Source organism: Candidatus Nitrosopumilus sp. (assembly GCF_965263415.1).
In the GTDB taxonomy this organism is placed as follows: domain Archaea; phylum Thermoproteota; class Nitrososphaeria; order Nitrososphaerales; family Nitrosopumilaceae; genus Nitrosopumilus.
Map to the genome: position 1 here is coordinate 957,884 of NZ_OZ253671.1, position 17,108 is coordinate 974,991.

Genomic DNA, 17,108 nt, shown 5'->3' on the forward strand with positions numbered 1-17,108 from the left:
ATTATTTTACTACCATCTACTTTCATATTTTTTACAATTTTTATTCAGAATTAAACTGTATTGCTTTTTTCTAAATTTTTAAAAATCACTTACTCATCTTCTTTGATTTTATTTTCTGGCTCTTCTTGTTTTTCTTCTGTTTTCTCTATTTTGGTAGGCTCAATTATTGCCTTTTTTATCAAAGCTGCTCTTTTTTTTATTATGTCATTGAATTCTTTCATATCTTCTAGGCTTGGAGTTTGTTGTTGATTTTGATATGCCTGTAAAAATCCTGAATACACACATCCTGTAATAATTCCAAATGTCGTATCTGGAACGGAACCAACTTCTGGAACAAAATTCTCTGCAATCTGTGTATATGCTTCAGACTCGTTAATGTAGTAATCAATTAAACTGTCAATGAACTCTTTATTCTCTTTAGAAATTACCATGATCTCTCTTATCTTCCCTAGTTTATTTAATTGTCTTTTATTTGTCTAAAACGCATGAATTAGTTTTAGCATCCAAAACAGTTCCTGGTCCACATGGTGAATCTGTTTCACTTGATGTTTTTTCTGTACTGACTTCACTCTCTAAAACGCATGAATTAGTTTTAGCATCCAAAACAGTTCCTGGTCCACATGGTGAATCTGTTTCACTTGATGTTTTTTCTGTACTGACTTCACTCTCTAAAACGCATGAATTAGTTTTAGCATCCAAAACAGTTCCTGGTCCACATGGTGAATCTGTTTCACTTGATGTTTTTTCTGTACTGACTTCACTCTCTAAAACGCATGAATTAGTTTTAGCATCCAAAACAGTTCCTGGTCCACATGGTGAATCTGTTTCACTTGATGTTTTTTCTGTAGTTTCAACTATGGTGGGTTTGACATCAACTTGTTCATCTTTTAATTCTGTTCTTTCTAGCGTGTTGTCAAAATAACCTTGACTGTATGCTCCCCCAATAATTGCCAAAATTATTACAGGAATGCCAATCATAATTGGAATTTTTAGTTTAATTGTTCTAGTGTTATTTTTCTGATTAGATGGAGTTGATTCTTGTTCTACTTTTGGTTTTGATGCAACATCAAATAATGATGCTCCGCATACCATGCAAAAATTTGCCCCTAACGTGGTTTTTTTTCCACATTTCCAACAATGAATCTTCTCTTCATTTTCAGATTCATCTTCTGTTTCGGCAGAATCTGATTCAAGATTTGAATGTTTTATGAGATATTTGTCTACCATTTTTTGTAGATAATTTTTATCCACATTCCAAATTGATTTGTTCTGAATATAGGCTTGTTTGATATGTTCTAACCTGTATGCATCTCCTACTCCTAGATTTAGAAGTGCATTTACATCATCCACTACATCCCTATCTTCCATATTCCTCTCTATTTGGGGTCATTCTAAATTGTTTTCTCCATATATGGGAATGATATATAAAAAAAATCATTTCATTTATGATGAACCTGATTGTGGAAGTTAGAATTAGATGAAGAATATTTTCGCATTTATGATTCAAAAAAAATGATTGCAGGATACTTTGATCCTGATTATGGTGATATTTATCCAAAAGAAAATTCTGAACAAATTATTTCTTCTATGTTAAAAAACCATGATAAAATTTTAGGAGGAATGGTAATGGTACCCTTAGTGAAATTTGGATTGTTTGACAAGGATTTGGATACCAGTATTTCAGATGTTCATGAGAATGTTGTTAGGGTAAATGTTCATTTGGATAAATGGAATGGTGTATTATCTGAAATGAACTGTAACTTTCATTCAGTAAGAATTTCTCATACTGATCAAGATATGCTTACCATAAGCTTCCCTGTTTTATTTTCACAACCAGCTCCTCTCAAAAAAGAAGAACTGGTCAAAGAACTTTTTCCTACTTTAGATTTGTTGCAGAAAAGAGATTTGTTATAATTTTTCCAGAATACCGTGTAATTCCAATATATGCTGACAATGTGAGTATGAGCAAGATAACTGTGCCTATAGGAAATTCTGGTACTGCTGCAAACTCTTCAGATTCTGCAATTAGTGTATAATCATTAATTTCTTCAGTTTGAATTTTGTCTAGTACTGATAATACAAAGAATGCACTATCTTCTGCTCGTAGATAATCTGGTTCAGGGTTTACACTTGATACTGCTGCAACATTTCCTTGTTTGTCATAAAGTGTTGCAACTATTGATACCATATTTGCTGTAATCTCTCCATTATTTGCTACAGTTCCTGTTATCATCAAATTATTGTGACTGTCTCTTGAAAGTACTGACTCAGTAATGTCTATGACTTGACTTTTTGGAGGACTAACTTGATAATTTATTTCCATAGTGTATGACTTTACATTTTTTGCTTCATTATTTGTTAAAATGAGATCAAATGGTCCTTTCATTCCTGGCATTATTGTATTGACCAATGAGTTTGTCTCTTTTGTTTGGATTAATTGCTGATTTTCATCAAACAAATCAATTTGTACATAAATTTGATTCAAAGGTATGTCTAGATTGTTTACAATCTCACCTACAATGTGAATTGAACCATCATCTCCAATGTATTGTTGATCATTTTGGATATACACATCTGCGAATACAAACGGTATCATACTTGCAAAAATAACTCCAGCAATGAAGATTTTTTCCACAATTATTCTATATCTGATTCTTTAAAGTAGTTTTTGTGGATTTGATTATTTATGGAAGATGCTCAATTTTCCATTTTTTAGCCTCATTTATACAATTAAACCACTCTACTTCTATCTCATCAGAATCAAATTCTCCTGATTCATTTTTGAATTCTTCATCACATTTGCTTGCCATGTTCTCTGCAACTTGAATGACTTTTTGTGTTAATCCTGTTTGTGGAGCTTCAAACTTTGCATCTTCATCATAGTTTTTGATTCCTGTCTTTGCTGAATAAAATTCAACTAAGCCTTGCAATTCATATTCAACTGATTCTTGAAACTGTGTGTCTGATCTTACTTTAGCTGATTCGTCTCCTGTCTCAATCCATTTGATGTATTCTGAATCACTTGACAGTTGTGTCTCTGATGAAATCTTTAACAATTCTACTGAACTCTCAAATAATTCTGGGGAATTAAGATTATCATATTTTGAAATGATTTCATTGAATTCATTTAGATGTTCATCATAAAATTCCAACAACTCTTCTTTTGTTATGTCTCCTTCTTCCCATTTTGTTTTTTCTGAATAAAATTTAGTTTGCAAATCTTTTACTTCTTGTTGAATTTGTTCTAACTCTGTCCCAAATTGTAATCCTTTTTGTTTTGTTTGATCTACTGAATAATTATATGCTATAATTGCTCCAATAATACTAATTGCAATTATTCCTATTGTAATATTTTGAATTTTCTTTTTTTTCAAAGATAATCTATGTAGTTCCCATTTTCGTCTAATTTTAACTCAATTGTAAATTCAGTACCACTGATAAAAGAGTCATTACGTGTTGATCTTACTCTTCCAATTACAAGTTCATAAGGCCAAATTTCAACCACAATTGAGCCTATTTTTGCAGTTGGAGTTTCAGTAATTTCCATGTCTTCTCGTTTTACCCCGTGTCTCTCTAGCATGTGTATTGCATGATCCAAAAGTGGTTTTGGGTTGTTGTAATTTAGTACCCATACTGGTGCTTCATAATCAATTTTTTGCAATTTTATTCAATCCTGAATTTTCTCATATAACAATTATTCGGGACGAATCACATTGAGTGTCATAGTGCTGACCACTCTGGATAGTTTTCTAATCACTGCAATTGCTTTTTCAAATCCTTCTTGATTTTCTGTTTCTATCTCTGCAATTACATCATATGCTCCAAAAGTTAGATACGCGTTTTTTACATCTTGCATCTGATTTAATTCATCTACAATGTATTCTTCAGCCCCGAGATCACAATTTAACAAAATGAATCCTTTATGCATTACTTTATCTTAAATTAATTACGTGGTTCAGGTCTTTAAGTTTTACAGTTACCATCTACTGCGGCCGCCGTAACTGTTTCTGTTACCGCCTTTGTCATTATATCTTCGTCTTCCGCCTCTATCGTCTCTGGAATCTCGTCTTCCTCCTCCTCCTCCTCGACTATATCCTCCAGAGCGACCTCCTCTGGAATAGTTTGATCTTGATTGACCTCCGTATCTTCTTGATGGCATTTGTCTTTTTAGAGGATCTGGAATTGCAATTTCTATTCCCATCTCTTCATTCAAATCTTTTAGAGGAACTTTGATTTGACGTTTGATAAGATTCCAATCCCCTACAGATGAATATGAAACAAATGTTACTGCTTTACCCTTTGCTCCTGCTCTTGCGGTTCTGCCTATTCTGTGAAAATATGCCATTTCTTGATTTGGAACATCGTAATTGATTACTAATTCTACTCTGGGTACATCAATACCTCTTGATGCCACATCTGTTGCTACTAGAATGTCTGCTTTACCACTACGGAATTTTCCCATTGATTGTTCTCTTCTGTGCTGTGACATGTCTCCTTCTATTGCAACGGCGTCAAATTTTTCCTGATGTAGGAATTTTGCAACGTCTCTAGTTCTATATTTTGTTGAACAAAACACAATTGCTTGACCTTTTACTGGTTTAATGAAATCAATTAGATACTTGAATTTGTCTCTGTCTTTGATGACTAGATATGATTGATCAATACCTTCTCCACTAAGGTCATCTGCATCTAGTAAGAATTGTTTTGGATTTTTCAAATATTCTTCAGATAATCTGAGAATCTCAGTTGGCATTGTTGCAGAAAACAATGACATAACTCTGTCTTCTGGTGCTAAATCTAAAATGAATCCAATGTCGTCAATAAATCCCATATCTAACATTGTATCTGCTTCATCTAGAACAATATGGGTGACATCTCTAAGCTCTATTGAACCTCGTTTGAGATGATCAATTAATCTGCCTGGCGTTGCTACTACAATTTCTACTCCTCTCTCAAGAGCATCTAATTGGAGTCCCATACCTTGTCCTCCATAAACTGTTGCTACTCTGATTCCTGTATGTTTTCCAAATTTCTTTATCTCATCTGTAATTTGCATTGCAAGTTCTCTTGTTGGTGCCATGATCAAACCTTGAATACCGTTTTTTGGTTGAATCTCTTGCAGCATTGATAATGCAAATGCTGCAGTCTTACCAGAACCTGTATGTGCTTGTCCTACGACATCTCTTCCTGTGAGTAGTACTGGAATCACTGCCTCTTGAATTGGAAATGCTTCTTCAAATCCAAGATCGTTAATTCCTTTTAGTATGTCTTCTTTTAATCCTAATTCCTGAAATTTTGTCATTTTGTTTTCTTCTCTTTAGCAATGACGAAAAGCTCATTGCCAGACGTCATTATTCCGATGCGTAAAGTCGCAGTTTAGGTCTAATAAACGCTTGTTATTTTTTTTATGCCTCTAACTGTGAATCAATAATTTTTTTGAAGCTTTCAAATGGTTGTGCGCCTTTTAGTTCTACGTAACCTATTTCGTCATTTCCTACAAAAAATCCGGGGGTTCCTGTAACATCATAACTTCTACCATCCTCCAGATCATTTCTTATCTCTTCAATGTATTTTCCACTATCAAGACAAGAGTCAAACATTTCTTGATCTAATTGAATTTGAGTTGCATATTGGCTAAACATAGCTAATGCATCAACTGTATCTTGGTTGCTCCATTGACCTTGATTATCAAATAACTTATCATGCATTGCTTTGAATTGACCTTGTTCATTTGCACATTCTGCTGCCACTGATGCTGGAAGTGCATTTGGATGAATACTTTGTATTGGAAAGTCTCTAAAGACTAACTTTACTTTACCTTGTTCAATGTATTCCTCGAGAAGTAATGGAAGTGTTTGGACGTGGAATCGTGCACAGAATGGACATTGAAAATCAGAAAATTCTATTATTGTGATTGGTGCATCTGGATTTCCAATCACTGGATCATCGTCTGCTGAAATTCTTATTGGTTCTGAAGGTTGATTTGTTGGCAGTCTATTTTGCAACATTTTAAGTTCTAATTTTGCAATTGCATCATCTAGATCTTCTTGTGAAATCTGGTCTGAATCCATATTTGAGAAATACATTCCTGCAAAAAATGCTGCAATTCCTACTGCAATGATTAATCCAATTATTAGACCACTTGATTTTGATTTATTTTGATTCTTGTCATTATCTTTAATTTCATTATTTTCAACATTATCTTCAAAACTCATGTAAAATTGTTCCAAAATTTAACATACTTAATCGTATTGCTAGATTATTCATTCAGAATTATGGGTAGTTTATAACATAATTGTCTCTGTGCACAAACGTTGTTTCATATGGTGGAGAATTTGGTGTTATTTCTCTTGTGATTTTACAAAATATAACGTTCATCAAATCCAGTTCAAAACAACTGTCCGTCTTACTGTTTTTAGTAATTGTATTTTCTCTTATTGCATTTTTTAAGTAAATGTTTGTTAGATCTGCATTAGTTAGATCTGCATTAGTTAGATCTGCATTTCCTAAATCTGCCATATGCAAATTAGCATTTGTCAAATTTGCAGAATTTAAGTTTGCACTATTTAGATACGTCCATGATAAATCCGCATCAATAAAAATAGAATTTTTCAAGTTTGCATTTGATAATTTAACATCTCGTAAATTGGCTCCTGACAAATCTTTTTTAGAAAGATCACTGGAAATCAATGAGTTTTCAAAATTTGAATTGGTAAGATCTACATTAGTTAGATTAGCATCAATCAAAACAATTCCTGAGAAATATGCCCCATTTATTTTTGCGTTAGTGAAATTTACATTTTTTAAATATGCACCAAAAAACTTTGAACCATATAATGTGGTGTTATCAAAAGTTGTTTTTTCTGCATAAATTCCAGACAAATCAGCTCCAGACAAATCAGCTCCAGACAAATCAGCTCCAGACAAATCAGCTCCAGACAAATCAGCTCCAGACAGATATGCTTGGCTTAAATCTACATTACGTAGATTTGCATTAGCTAAATTTATTCCCCACATTAATGCTCCAGACAAATTTGTATCTGACAAATCAGCTCCTGAAAAATCTGATTCTGAAATTTCTATTCCTGCCAAATTCAATTTGCTCAAATTTGCATTAGGAAATGAACTTTGTTTGTGAAATTGAGGGTTTTTTTCTATAATTTCATTTTTTGTATTTATGTTATTTTGAATGTCTTTTTTTACATTATTCATGTTTGTATTTTTTAAATTAGCATCTGTAATGTCTGCGCCTGAAAGGTTTGAATTTTCTAATGTGGCATAAGCTAAATTAGCATTTTTCAAATTTATGAATGATAAATCATTGTTTGACAAATCAGCTCCTGCAAGATTTGCATAACTCAAATCTGTATGACGTAAACTTGCAGAAATTAAATTAGATTGTGCCAAATTGGCATATCTCAAATCCGCACTATCTAAATTTATCCCATAAAGAATTCTGTGAGATAAATCCTGTCCACAAAAATTTGCTCTACTTGCATCTGTGTTGGATAGATTAGCTTTAACTAGAATTGTTTTGTAAAAATAAACATGTTTTAATGATGCATTTTCTAAATCTGCATCTTCTAAGATTGTATCTCGTAAATTAGCACCGTCTAATTTTGCATTTTTTAATGTCACACCAAATAGATTTGCTTCTCTCAAATCTGCACCATATAAAATTGAATTAGTCAAATTTGAATAAGATAAATTGGCTCCTGTAAGATCCGTACCAGACAAGTCAATTCCACTTAAATCCATTTTTTCAAGATTAATATTTCTGAAATTTTTCCTTTTAAAATCACAATTAGATACATTGTCTTCAGATTTATTTTTTATACATTCACTTAATTTTTCTATTTCATCTTGTTCAAAATTCATTATGTTGGAACTGGGAGATGCAATTATCCATATTGAAAATAATCCCAAGATCAAATATAATATGAAAAATATCTTCATCTAATCACCAATTTATTAAATTTGGATAATTTAATGTCTATTTTAGTAGAACTAAATTTGAATGTGATAAAAAGCCAATGATGGGATCTGAACCCATGACCTTTCGCTTACAAGGCGAATGCTCTAGCCAGGCTGAGCTACATTGGCACGAAGTAAAATGAAATTTTTGAAGGTTTAAAGTGTTACCTGTATTCTTTTTGTAAGGATTTTTCTAGAAATTTCATAACCGTCAGTTTATAATAATGCCATTTTTTGATACCTGTTATGAGATACATTGAACCCACTAGAGTCAAAGTTTTGATGATGATGTTCTTTGCAACTGGTACTTTGGGTATCATAATTGGGTTGTCCCCAATTGCTGGAAAAGAACAAACAATGTTCATCACATTCATGGGGGTTGTCAATGTTGGATTAGGAGCATTTTTCACATTCATCCTTCTAACGCAAGAAGCAAAGGCTCCTGATAAAAGAAAAAAGAAAAAGAAACGAGATTAGTAACCTAATAACTTCACTTTTTAATATTTCTAAAAAAATGAGCATTTGATTAAAGTTAAATAATAATATATTTTCTAAAATTTTGAAATGCTAGATTTAGTTGCAAAGAAATTATTTCTTACAAGAGGAAAAGGTGTTCATGAAGATAGATTGACTAGCTTTGAATATGCCCTAAGAGATGCTGGTATTGCAGGAACTAATCTTGTTTTGATTTCTAGTATTTTTCCGCCAAAGGCAAAATTAATTTCAAGAAAAGAGGGATTAGCACAAATTAAACCTGGACAGATTCTATTTACAATTTATTCAAAGAATCAAACAAATGAACCTCATAGAATGTGTTCTGCATCTGTAGGAATTGCACAGCCAAAGGACAAAGACAGATATGGCTATTTGTCTGAATACGAAGCTTTTGGACAAACTGAGACTCAGGCAGGAGATTATGCTGAAGATATTGCAGCGCAAATGTTGGCTTCTTCATTAGGAATCCCATTTGATGTTGACAAGAACTGGGATGAGAAAAGACAACAATGGAAAATATCTGGAGAAATTTACAAGACTCAAAATATTACTCAACAAACTCGTGGTGACAAAGATGGTAAATGGACTACTGTTTTTGCAGCAGCAGTACTTTTAGTCTGATTATTTTCTATATCCTTTAAGATAGAATAAAGCAGCTGCGATTGCAACTATTGAAATTACTATTACTACTACAAGTGATTCATCTGATGATTCTGGTTGCATAGGTGGTGCATCTCCTAATGAAAACTTTAGTTTGTCATTGTTAACTAAAGTTTCTTCTCCAAAAATATACATTCCTTGAATTCTCTGACCTTCTTGAGGGTCAAAAACCCATCCATCTTTTGAAATATCTGTTGGAATTTTTTCACCATCAATTACTTGTGTTGGAACAATATTCCCTCTTATGTTTGAGATGGTTTCATCTTCTGGTGATAGTATCACTACTTGAATGACTGAATTAAGTGGATAAAATCCAGAAGAAAAATAATCTGATCTGCTAATTGTATTTGTTTTTAACAAATCTAACGGACTAACTTCTGAAATCATAGATGCCTCATTAGGATAATCCACTGATAATTTTAACTGTAAAAGCGATTTTGAATCTAAAGGTATTATTGAAAATGTCATCTTTGCATTTTCTTCAAATGAGAGATTCTTTGCAACTTCATAAAATCCTCCACTTTCTCTAATGATTTTTGGAATTAGAATTGCTGAAGTTTTTTCATACATTGCATTAGTATCCTCTGGTGGTATTGTGTATACTACTGAAATCATTCCTTTGCCTGAAATTACTCCTGATGTCTCCAATGCCTCATTGGATGTGTCATCACTATGCACAAAAACTGAATGCAGTTTTGACTCTACATCAAACACTTGATTTATCTCATCAATGTATGGCATTGCAACTTCTTTGGCTGCATCTTGAATCTCAATGATACCTTTTGCTTCTGGATCTCTGACCACGTTAATCATTATGCATGATTTATCAAATACGCCTAAAACACATTGTTCTTGATTTGTAATTATTACTGCTTTAATCATTTCATCTTCTCTGAGTTTTTGTTCTAATTCAGATGGAATTCTAATCTCTTGAATGCTTGTACTTTGTAGTGTTACAGATGCAGTCACATTTTGAGATATACTTCTATCCACTAACACTTGAGCAGTTTCTTGAAAAGTTGCTAAACCAATTTCTTGTGAATATGCATAATTCGTTGAGATTCCAATAATTGCTACTAATAATAAAAGCAAAAATATCTTCTGCATTGGTTGTTCCTCTAGTCATGAAATTATTAACTTTACTCCTATTTGGTTTATTTTCCAAAGAATTTTTTGATGAATTTTTTTTATTTTTTTTACGAAAATTAGTCATCTTCTAACTAATATTCTATTTTTCACGAAATTACACTAGTATTGGCCTTAATTCCATTTCTTGTTGATGTATTCCAAGATCCAATTTTCTCTATTATTGCAGTAATTGGTGCATTTGGGGTTGGATTGTTCCAAGGAATCATTTTAGGACGTGCTATTCTTGTTCGATTCCCACGACTACAAAATCATCTAAAGACTGTGTCCATTACTTTGTTTGTTTTATTTTTGGCAAATGCAATTTTGAGCGTTCCTCGATTTGCATCTCCTGAGAAAATTGAATTTTCAAATCTTTCTGCTGGAAATCCTGCAGAACTTGCATCATTATTGTTTCTTATTTTTGGAATGAATACTGGATTCCTTACAGTTTTAGCAATTTCTGTAACTGTTATGACTTTTGTTATTTTGAAATTTACAAATCTTCATGGAATTGTAAAATTGTTTGTCTTCTTTTTTAGTTCGTTATTGTTGGTATTGACAGGAATTAGTCGATTTACAGATTTGACTCCTAGTACATTTGAGGTTTTATTGTATTTTCTATACCAATTAGGAATTACGATTGGAATTTTGGGTGGTACAATACGGAAAATCAAACCTAAGAAATTAGACTTGGAATAATTTCAAACGTTTAAATCAGATAATTTGTGATGGGGTTTTGACATCGAATTCAAACCGTTCGGGGAACAAGCTGGCAGTCCTTGCGTTGGACTGTCAGCCCCATTTATTAAAAATCTAGTTTAATGATGAGAGTGCTTTTACCTGTTCATTAACATAATCGAAACCTTCTTGCCAAAACTTTGTAGATTGGATATCTAGTCCATGCTCTTTAAGGAGTTTTTCAGGTTTTTTTGAACCCCCTGCTGCAAGAATGTCAATGTATGCTGGAACAAAATCTTGACCTTCTTTTTTGTATCTTTGGAATAATGATAATGCAAGAAGATTTCCAAATGAATATGCATAGCAATAAAACGGCGTGTGATAGAAGTGTGGAATGCAACTCCATTCTATTGCAAAATCATCTGTAACATCAACTGATTTTCCAAATTGCTGTTTAAGATTTTGTAGATATGTTTTTGAAATTTCATCTATAGTAGTTCCTTTGCCAATTTGCTTGTGAGCATCAATCTCAAAAATTGTAAAAAATGATTGTCTTAGAATGGTTGCATACAAGTCATCAATTTTTTCAGATAACATTATCTTCTTTTCATCATCTGAAATTTTATCTGAAATATTGTCATAGAGCAGTAATTCAGAAAATGTTGATGCTGTTTCAGCTAATGGTAACGGTGCATCTTGGACTAGAATCGATCTATCTTGTGCAGCTTGACTGTGAACTGCATGACCTAATTCATGTGCTAATGTAAATACATCTCTTGATTTTCCTGTAAAATTGACCAAAACATAAGGGGTAATTTTGGGTGTTAATGTGCTGCAAAATGCTCCATCCCTTTTACCCTGTCTTACTGACGAATCAATATGATTTTCATTGAAAACCTTTCTTGCAAAATCTTCTAATGTATTGCTGAATTTACCTAGTGATTCAAAAACTAATTTTACCGATTTGTTGTATGAATAATTTTTTTCTTTAATGTTTGCAGCAGCTGGTGCATAAATGTCATATCTTCGAAGCTTTTTCATTTTGAGCATCTTTGCTTTTTGCACAAAGAATTTTTGAAATACTGGGGCATTTTTTTTACAAACTGTGAGGAGTGATTCAATGGTTTTATCATCTACATCGTTTCCAATATTTCTCATTGAAATTGGAGTTTTATAGCCTCGAATGTCAATCCCTTCATCTTTCCAGTTAAGTGCAATATTTTGATAAATTTCCCCCACAACTCCTTTGTTCTCATTATATTTTCCAAGAATTGTTTTGTAAGCTGTTTCACGGATTTTTGGATTTGTGTGTCTCACATAGTTTGTCAATTCTTCTCTTGTCATCTTTTTTGTTTTGTTTCCAATTTTCATTTGATATTCAAATGCATTAGTTATCTTGTCATACAATTTTACAAGTGCAGAAATTCCTGTAACATCTAATGTGTTAATGATTCTCTCTTCAGGTTCACTAAGTGAATATTTTGCAATTAGTCTTTTATGTGCTAGATATTCTGATAACTCTCCTGCATCTTTAACCAACCTCTTTGCATTTTCTTCATCAACTTGAGTTTTCCACCACAAGTCAAAAAATAAAATTTTGTTTGAAATATCTGAACCTAATTTTGACATTCTAGTCATTAATGATGTTGCTTCATCTGATTGAGTATCTGATGAGTATGAAAGAGATGCATATCCTCCAATCTTACTCATTTTTTCAGAAATTTCTTCTACTTCAGTTAACATTCCCATGAATTTTTTTGATGACATTTTTGAATCTAATTTTGATTTAATTTTCTCAAATTTTTTAGCCTGATTCTCTAATTCTTTGATCTGTTTTTGAAACGCTGAACTTTTTGGGTTTTTTGCTAATTCTGAAAGATCCCACGTTCCTAATTGATACTGAGACATTGCTAATCGTAATTTTCTAACTATTAAAAAATGAATATGCTGCTATTATGGTTCTTTAGATTTTACTATTTTTCTAATAGTAGAATATATGATCAAACCTATTCCAAAAATCACCCATCCGTAACTGTATGTTATGGTCTCCTCAACAAAGCTTGGTGGACCTTCTCCTGCCAATAAAATTGCCCAACTAATTCCACCTGCAATTAGAAACCCTATTCCTACCCAAAAAGTCCAGTGAAATTTTTCTTTGTTCAATTGTCTATGTTCTTCTAGTACTTTGAAAATTAATAGTATTCTTTGTGATGATAACACCACTTCCAAATATCTCCTGGAATTGCTTTCATAACTGGATGCCCTGTTTCTTCAAAGTGTTTTGTTGCATGTTTTCCAATAGATGAATCACAACACCCTACATGCCCACATGTTAAACACATCCTTATTGCAACAACTGGGAGGTGTTCTTTTTCACATTCTTCACAGCTTTTTGTATTTGGTGTTATTCCTTTTGTTTCCTCTGAAAAGTGATTGCATTCTTTTGACATCTTAAAATTTCTTCAAAGTATTCTTGTATCTTTTAATTGATTCAACAATGATACTTTTTGCTTCTTTTGCTGATTGCCACCCTAGTATCTCTACTTTCTTTCCTTCCAAATCTTTGTACACTTGGAAAAAGTGTGCAATTTCAGAACGATAGTGGTCTTCAATGTCTGAAATATCTGTAGTATGCAAATATCTTGGATCATTTGTTGACACGCAAATAATCTTGTCATCTAAATCTCCTGCATCTTTCATTTGAAGTAATCCAATTGGTCTAGCTTCAATTAGAATTCCTGGATATGTCGGATTTGTAACAAGTACTAGTGCATCTAATGGATCCCCATCTTCAGAAAGTGTTTGAGGAACTAGTCCGTAATCACCTGGATAATGAAATGGTGAAAATAAAACTCTGTCAAGTTTTATCATATTGTGTTTTTTGTCATATTCATATTTGTTCATAGAGCCCTTAGGTATCTCTACTACCACATTGATAATTTCAGGAATATCTGCACCTGATTCTATATCGTGCCAAAAATTTTTACTCATTATCTAGCTAGCGTTTTCTTGAATGGTATATGAATTCTGTGAAAAATAAAAAATGTTTAGACTAGTTGATTTGAGTTAGGAATTACTCTGTAAATCATTACAGTATATTCGCCTTCAAAGGCTTTTTCCATATTTCCACTTTCATCAATACTAGTTACTCTAAACTTGTATTCGTAAGAACCATCTCCTTTGACATCAACTTGGGCAACATGTACCAAATCATTTGCTTCATCGAAGAATTGAATGATTACTGGATGTCTCTCAGCATATTCTGAAGGACCCCCTGTGACAAATCCCCATGGTAATGTATTGCCTTCTGGAACAATCATTTTAGTGACTGTTTTCTGTAGGCTGATTTCTCCGTTAATTGGAGTGATTGTTGTCGTTTCTGAATTCTCTGCAATTGCCTCTGATGGAAACATCAGAACTGCAAATGATGCAATAATTGCTAGGAAGATACTTGATTTTGTCTTCATATGACTAGCTTTTTTACAAGTTGTTTAAAAGATTTATTGCAAATTTAATCATTTTATGGTAATTCGTCTTCTAAATCTGAACATGCTGCATGAACCCATTGTTCTTTGGAATTTTTCAGAATCTCTTTTCCAACTTTGATTGCTTCCCCACACTCTACACACTTTCCAGGGAATCTTGCTTTCATGATTTTTTTGATAAATTGTCTAATTTAAGTAAGTGGAATGATACTATCACCTATTATCAACCCTAATCCTCGATCCAAATTTTAATAATCCAAAAATTACAATTCTTCAATTGAATATTACAAAAACAACAATTTTACAAAAACTATTTGAACCACGTGATATTGCGATTTTAGTTTACTTTAGATTTATTTTTGGTGCAATAATGCTTTGGGAAGTTTTCAGATATTTTGAACATGATTGGATCTCTAAATATTGGATTGAACCCACATTTCATTTTACATACTATGGATTTGATTGGGTAAAACCATGGCCTGGCGATTTTATGTATTTGCATTTTGCTGCAATGGGTGTTTTGTCGATTTGCATTCTGGTTGGGTTCAAGTATCGAATATGCACAATTTTATTTTTCTTAGCTTTTTCACAGATCTTTTTCTCAGAACAATCAAGATATCTCAATCACTTTTACTTGATTTGGCTTGTCAGCTTTGTTCTGATTTTCATTCCAGCAAATAGAGCCTTTTCTATTGATTCATGGCTCAATAAAAAAATCAGAACTGATTTTATTTCAGCATATTCTATTTGGCTTTTGAGAATTCTAGTTGGGATTCCATACTTTTTTGGTGGAATTGCAAAACTAAATCCTGATTGGCTGGCAGGATACCCATTACGATTTTGGCTTGAAAGTGAAGCCGATACGTTTCCTCTTTTGGGTCAGTTCTTTACAGAAGAATGGTTTGTAATGTTTTTTGCATATGGTGCATTGTTTGTTGATTTGCTTGCAGTCCCATTTTTGCTCTGGCGCCGTTCTAGAATTTTTGCATATGTAATTTTAGTTTCATTTCACCTTCTAAACGCTCAACTATTCTCAATTGGAATATTTCCGTGGTTTATGATTTTTGCAACTTTGGTCTTCTTTGATCCTAGTTGGCCTAGAGTCTTAAAACGATTCAAAGTATCAAAAAAACAAAAATCCAAAATCACGACATTATCAAAAAACCAAAAGATTGTCTTGTCTCTAATCCTGATTTTCCTTGTTGTTCAGATTACCTTGCCACTGCGTCATTATGCATATCCTGGAAATGTAAGCTGGACTGAAGAGGGACACAATTTTGCATGGCATATGAAGCTTAGAGACAAGGATACTGTATTTATCGAATTTACTGCAACAGATCCTAGTACAGGAAGGAGTTGGGTAGTAGATCATGATGAGGATCTAACTCAAAGACAAGAATCTAAAATGTCTACAAGACCTGATATGATTTTACAGTATAGTCATTTTCTTGCAGAAAAATATCGTAATCAAGGGTATGATGACATTGAGATTAGAGTAGATATGATGTCCTCCGTAAATGGACGAGATTATCAAAAACTAATTGACCCTGATGTTGATTTGACAAAAGAGCCTCGAACGCTTCTTCCAAAGTCTTGGATTGTTCCATTAGAGGATTAGTTGATTTTGATCTTTTTGCTATGAGTCAAAAGACTAGCAGATCTTACAAATACTGCATTAGGTGCTTTGCATCCTGCATCACATGTCTCCTCAAATATGGTCTGAATTGGTGCTCTTTTCTTTGAGAAAAGAATTTCTCCAATCAAAGGTAATAATGCTGCACGACCACCATATGCATTTTTTCCATCAATAAACCAAAACATGTCTGTTGCACTAGAATCAAGGTACTGCTTTCGTAGTTTTTCTCCAGTTTCAGAATAATGACCAACAAGTGCAATCTTTCCTCTGGCAAAAAAGTTAACTGCACTAGCAAATTTTGCGCAAAGATGACATGCATTGTCATAAATTACAACAGGTGATATTTCTTGAATTTCCAATATTGTATTATGGTCTTTTTACAATAATAACTTTTTACAGATACACTCAAGAGTAAATGGTAGGTGGACCGGATGGGATTTGAACCCACGACCTTTGCGGAGAAATAATTCCCTTACGCAGTGTGAGTGCGTCATCCAAACCAAACTAGACGACCGGTCCAACAATTCTACAATAAAACGAGTTTTTTTGTCTTTAGATTATGAGCTATTTTATAATTACCAATCCCTTTAGTACTAATTTTTGTAAATCTCAACATGTCCTTACAGGAGTTTGATGCATTAATTGACAGGATGAAATTAGCATTTGAGTATGCTGAAAATCTTGGCCAATACATTGATGCTGCCAAAATTCTCTTTCAGATGAATGAACAACTGCCTGATGATCTGCAGATTTCTCTAGAGGAATTGGAAAATCCTGATTTGGCAAAATCTTTTATCATGCGATACAATTCTGATATAAAATCTGCAATTGTAGATTATCGACAAAGATTAATGAATTTCTAGTTCTATTTCTTTACGCCAAGATTTCTGTTCTTTAATCTCAAGTATGGATTTCTGCATTTTCTGCATCTAGTAGCACCAACATCGTTTCTGCATCCACAATTAAAACAAATTCTCATGACAAGTCTTGCTTGCTGTGCAATTCGTTTTTTTTCTGGGTCTGTGATTGGCATTTGATTCTCTCCTAAAACA

At 32.9% G+C, this 17,108-nt stretch carries 24 protein-coding genes and 2 tRNA genes; 6 read left to right on the forward strand and 20 right to left on the reverse strand.

The genetic code is table 11. From position 1 onward, the window contains the following. Positions 1 to 89: 89 nt before the first annotated feature. Both ACQY22_RS06300 and ACQY22_RS06305 read right to left on the reverse strand, forming a co-directional pair. A complete protein-coding gene (locus ACQY22_RS06300; RefSeq protein ID WP_428323855.1) occupies positions 90 to 431 on the reverse strand; it encodes a hypothetical protein in 342 nt (113 codons plus the stop codon). A 37-nt stretch (positions 432 to 468) separates the two neighbouring features. Continuing rightward, entirely contained in the window at positions 469 to 1,368 is a 900-nt protein-coding gene (locus ACQY22_RS06305) for a zinc-ribbon domain-containing protein (RefSeq protein ID WP_428323856.1), read from the reverse strand. Between the two features lie 90 nt (positions 1,369 to 1,458). Between ACQY22_RS06305 and ACQY22_RS06310 the strand changes: the two genes are divergently transcribed. Then, a complete protein-coding gene (locus ACQY22_RS06310) occupies positions 1,459 to 1,914 on the forward strand; it encodes a hypothetical protein (RefSeq protein ID WP_428323857.1) in 456 nt (151 codons plus the stop codon). Here ACQY22_RS06310 and ACQY22_RS06315 read toward each other — a convergent pair. The 8 genes from ACQY22_RS06315 to ACQY22_RS06350 all read right to left on the reverse strand — a co-directional run bounded on the left by ACQY22_RS06315 (position 1,877) and on the right by ACQY22_RS06350 (position 8,103). Beyond that, entirely contained in the window at positions 1,877 to 2,635 is a 759-nt protein-coding gene (locus ACQY22_RS06315; RefSeq protein WP_428323858.1) for a DUF3426 domain-containing protein, read from the reverse strand. The two genes, ACQY22_RS06310 and ACQY22_RS06315, sit on opposite strands and share 38 nt — an antisense overlap. A 49-nt stretch (positions 2,636 to 2,684) precedes the next feature. Next, positions 2,685 to 3,374: a hypothetical protein gene (locus ACQY22_RS06320; RefSeq protein ID WP_428323859.1), complete on the reverse strand. Its 690-nt coding sequence runs from the start codon at positions 3,372 to 3,374 to the stop codon at positions 2,685 to 2,687. Then, positions 3,371 to 3,661 carry a hypothetical protein gene (locus ACQY22_RS06325; protein WP_012215567.1) on the reverse strand — a complete coding sequence of 97 codons (291 nt, stop codon included), beginning with the start codon at positions 3,659 to 3,661 and terminating at the stop codon, positions 3,371 to 3,373. Before ACQY22_RS06325 ends, ACQY22_RS06320 begins: the two co-directional genes overlap by 4 nt. A 33-nt stretch (positions 3,662 to 3,694) precedes the next feature. Continuing rightward, a complete protein-coding gene (locus tag ACQY22_RS06330) occupies positions 3,695 to 3,928 on the reverse strand; it encodes an Lrp/AsnC ligand binding domain-containing protein (RefSeq protein WP_048070591.1) in 234 nt (77 codons plus the stop codon). 48 nt (positions 3,929 to 3,976) lie between these two features. Continuing rightward, the gene (locus ACQY22_RS06335) at positions 3,977 to 5,302 is read right to left on the reverse strand and encodes a DEAD/DEAH box helicase (RefSeq protein WP_428323860.1); all 1,326 of its coding nucleotides are present in this window, start codon (positions 5,300 to 5,302) and stop codon (positions 3,977 to 3,979) included. Positions 5,303 to 5,405: 103 nt separating this feature from the next. Then, positions 5,406 to 6,215, reverse strand: coding sequence for a thioredoxin domain-containing protein (locus ACQY22_RS06340; RefSeq protein ID WP_428323861.1), 810 nt, complete (start codon positions 6,213 to 6,215; stop codon positions 5,406 to 5,408). A 58-nt stretch (positions 6,216 to 6,273) separates the two neighbouring features. Then, the gene (locus ACQY22_RS06345; RefSeq protein WP_428323862.1) at positions 6,274 to 7,956 is read right to left on the reverse strand and encodes a pentapeptide repeat-containing protein; all 1,683 of its coding nucleotides are present in this window, start codon (positions 7,954 to 7,956) and stop codon (positions 6,274 to 6,276) included. Between the two features lie 72 nt (positions 7,957 to 8,028). Then, a tRNA-Thr gene (locus ACQY22_RS06350) sits at positions 8,029 to 8,103 on the reverse strand. Positions 8,104 to 8,220: 117 nt separating this feature from the next. On the opposite strand from ACQY22_RS06350, the gene ACQY22_RS06355 reads away from it, so the two are divergent. Beyond that, a complete protein-coding gene (locus ACQY22_RS06355) occupies positions 8,221 to 8,451 on the forward strand; it encodes a hypothetical protein (RefSeq protein ID WP_428323863.1) in 231 nt (76 codons plus the stop codon). Positions 8,452 to 8,538: 87 nt separating this feature from the next. Next, complete coding sequence (locus ACQY22_RS06360; RefSeq protein ID WP_428323864.1) at positions 8,539 to 9,090, forward strand: pyruvoyl-dependent arginine decarboxylase; 552 nt, start codon at positions 8,539 to 8,541, stop codon at positions 9,088 to 9,090. Here the strand turns inward: ACQY22_RS06360 and ACQY22_RS06365 are convergent, their stop codons facing one another. Next, a complete protein-coding gene (locus ACQY22_RS06365) occupies positions 9,091 to 10,236 on the reverse strand; it encodes a hypothetical protein (protein ID WP_428323865.1) in 1,146 nt (381 codons plus the stop codon). 147 nt (positions 10,237 to 10,383) lie between these two features. Between ACQY22_RS06365 and ACQY22_RS06370 the strand changes: the two genes are divergently transcribed. Further along, the gene (locus ACQY22_RS06370) at positions 10,384 to 10,956 is read left to right on the forward strand and encodes a hypothetical protein (RefSeq protein ID WP_428323866.1); all 573 of its coding nucleotides are present in this window, start codon (positions 10,384 to 10,386) and stop codon (positions 10,954 to 10,956) included. A gap of 114 nt (positions 10,957 to 11,070) precedes the next feature. Here ACQY22_RS06370 and ACQY22_RS06375 read toward each other — a convergent pair whose 3' ends face one another. From ACQY22_RS06375 to ACQY22_RS06400, 6 genes are read right to left on the reverse strand one after another with little or no spacing between them, the layout of a single operon-like run. Next, the gene (locus ACQY22_RS06375) at positions 11,071 to 12,843 is read right to left on the reverse strand and encodes a M3 family oligoendopeptidase (RefSeq protein ID WP_428323867.1); all 1,773 of its coding nucleotides are present in this window, start codon (positions 12,841 to 12,843) and stop codon (positions 11,071 to 11,073) included. A gap of 45 nt (positions 12,844 to 12,888) precedes the next feature. Beyond that, positions 12,889 to 13,158, reverse strand: a complete 270-nt coding sequence (locus tag ACQY22_RS06380; RefSeq protein ID WP_428323868.1) for a hypothetical protein — start codon at positions 13,156 to 13,158, stop codon at positions 12,889 to 12,891. Next, complete coding sequence (locus tag ACQY22_RS06385) at positions 13,128 to 13,385, reverse strand: UBP-type zinc finger domain-containing protein (protein ID WP_428323869.1); 258 nt, start codon at positions 13,383 to 13,385, stop codon at positions 13,128 to 13,130. The genes ACQY22_RS06380 and ACQY22_RS06385 overlap by 31 nt, the downstream gene beginning before the upstream one ends. A gap of 1 nt (position 13,386) precedes the next feature. Further along, positions 13,387 to 13,926 (reverse strand): inorganic diphosphatase, encoded by a 540-nt coding sequence (locus ACQY22_RS06390; RefSeq protein WP_012215558.1) that lies wholly within the window; start codon positions 13,924 to 13,926, stop codon positions 13,387 to 13,389. A 56-nt stretch (positions 13,927 to 13,982) separates the two neighbouring features. Then, a complete protein-coding gene (locus ACQY22_RS06395) occupies positions 13,983 to 14,402 on the reverse strand; it encodes a hypothetical protein (RefSeq protein ID WP_428323870.1) in 420 nt (139 codons plus the stop codon). Positions 14,403 to 14,455: 53 nt separating this feature from the next. Next, on the reverse strand, positions 14,456 to 14,587 hold the full coding sequence (locus ACQY22_RS06400; protein ID WP_012215556.1) for a hypothetical protein: 132 nt from the start codon (positions 14,585 to 14,587) through the stop codon (positions 14,456 to 14,458). 110 nt (positions 14,588 to 14,697) lie between these two features. On the opposite strand from ACQY22_RS06400, the gene ACQY22_RS06405 reads away from it, so the two are divergent. Next, positions 14,698 to 16,038, forward strand: coding sequence for an HTTM domain-containing protein (locus ACQY22_RS06405; protein ID WP_428323871.1), 1,341 nt, complete (start codon positions 14,698 to 14,700; stop codon positions 16,036 to 16,038). On the opposite strand, the gene ACQY22_RS06410 is transcribed toward ACQY22_RS06405, so the two are convergent. Both ACQY22_RS06410 and ACQY22_RS06415 read right to left on the reverse strand, forming a co-directional pair. Beyond that, a complete protein-coding gene (locus tag ACQY22_RS06410; RefSeq protein WP_428323872.1) occupies positions 16,035 to 16,415 on the reverse strand; it encodes a hypothetical protein in 381 nt (126 codons plus the stop codon). The two genes, ACQY22_RS06405 and ACQY22_RS06410, sit on opposite strands and share 4 nt — an antisense overlap. A 64-nt stretch (positions 16,416 to 16,479) precedes the next feature. Next, positions 16,480 to 16,575: transfer RNA gene (locus ACQY22_RS06415), tRNA-Val, on the reverse strand. A 95-nt stretch (positions 16,576 to 16,670) separates the two neighbouring features. Here ACQY22_RS06415 and ACQY22_RS06420 point away from each other — a divergent pair. After that, positions 16,671 to 16,919, forward strand: coding sequence for a hypothetical protein (locus ACQY22_RS06420; protein WP_428323873.1), 249 nt, complete (start codon positions 16,671 to 16,673; stop codon positions 16,917 to 16,919). 2 nt (positions 16,920 to 16,921) lie between these two features. Here the strand turns inward: ACQY22_RS06420 and ACQY22_RS06425 are convergent, their stop codons facing one another. Continuing rightward, a complete protein-coding gene (locus ACQY22_RS06425; RefSeq protein WP_428323874.1) occupies positions 16,922 to 17,089 on the reverse strand; it encodes a 50S ribosomal protein L40e in 168 nt (55 codons plus the stop codon). Positions 17,090 to 17,108 lie beyond the last annotated feature (19 nt).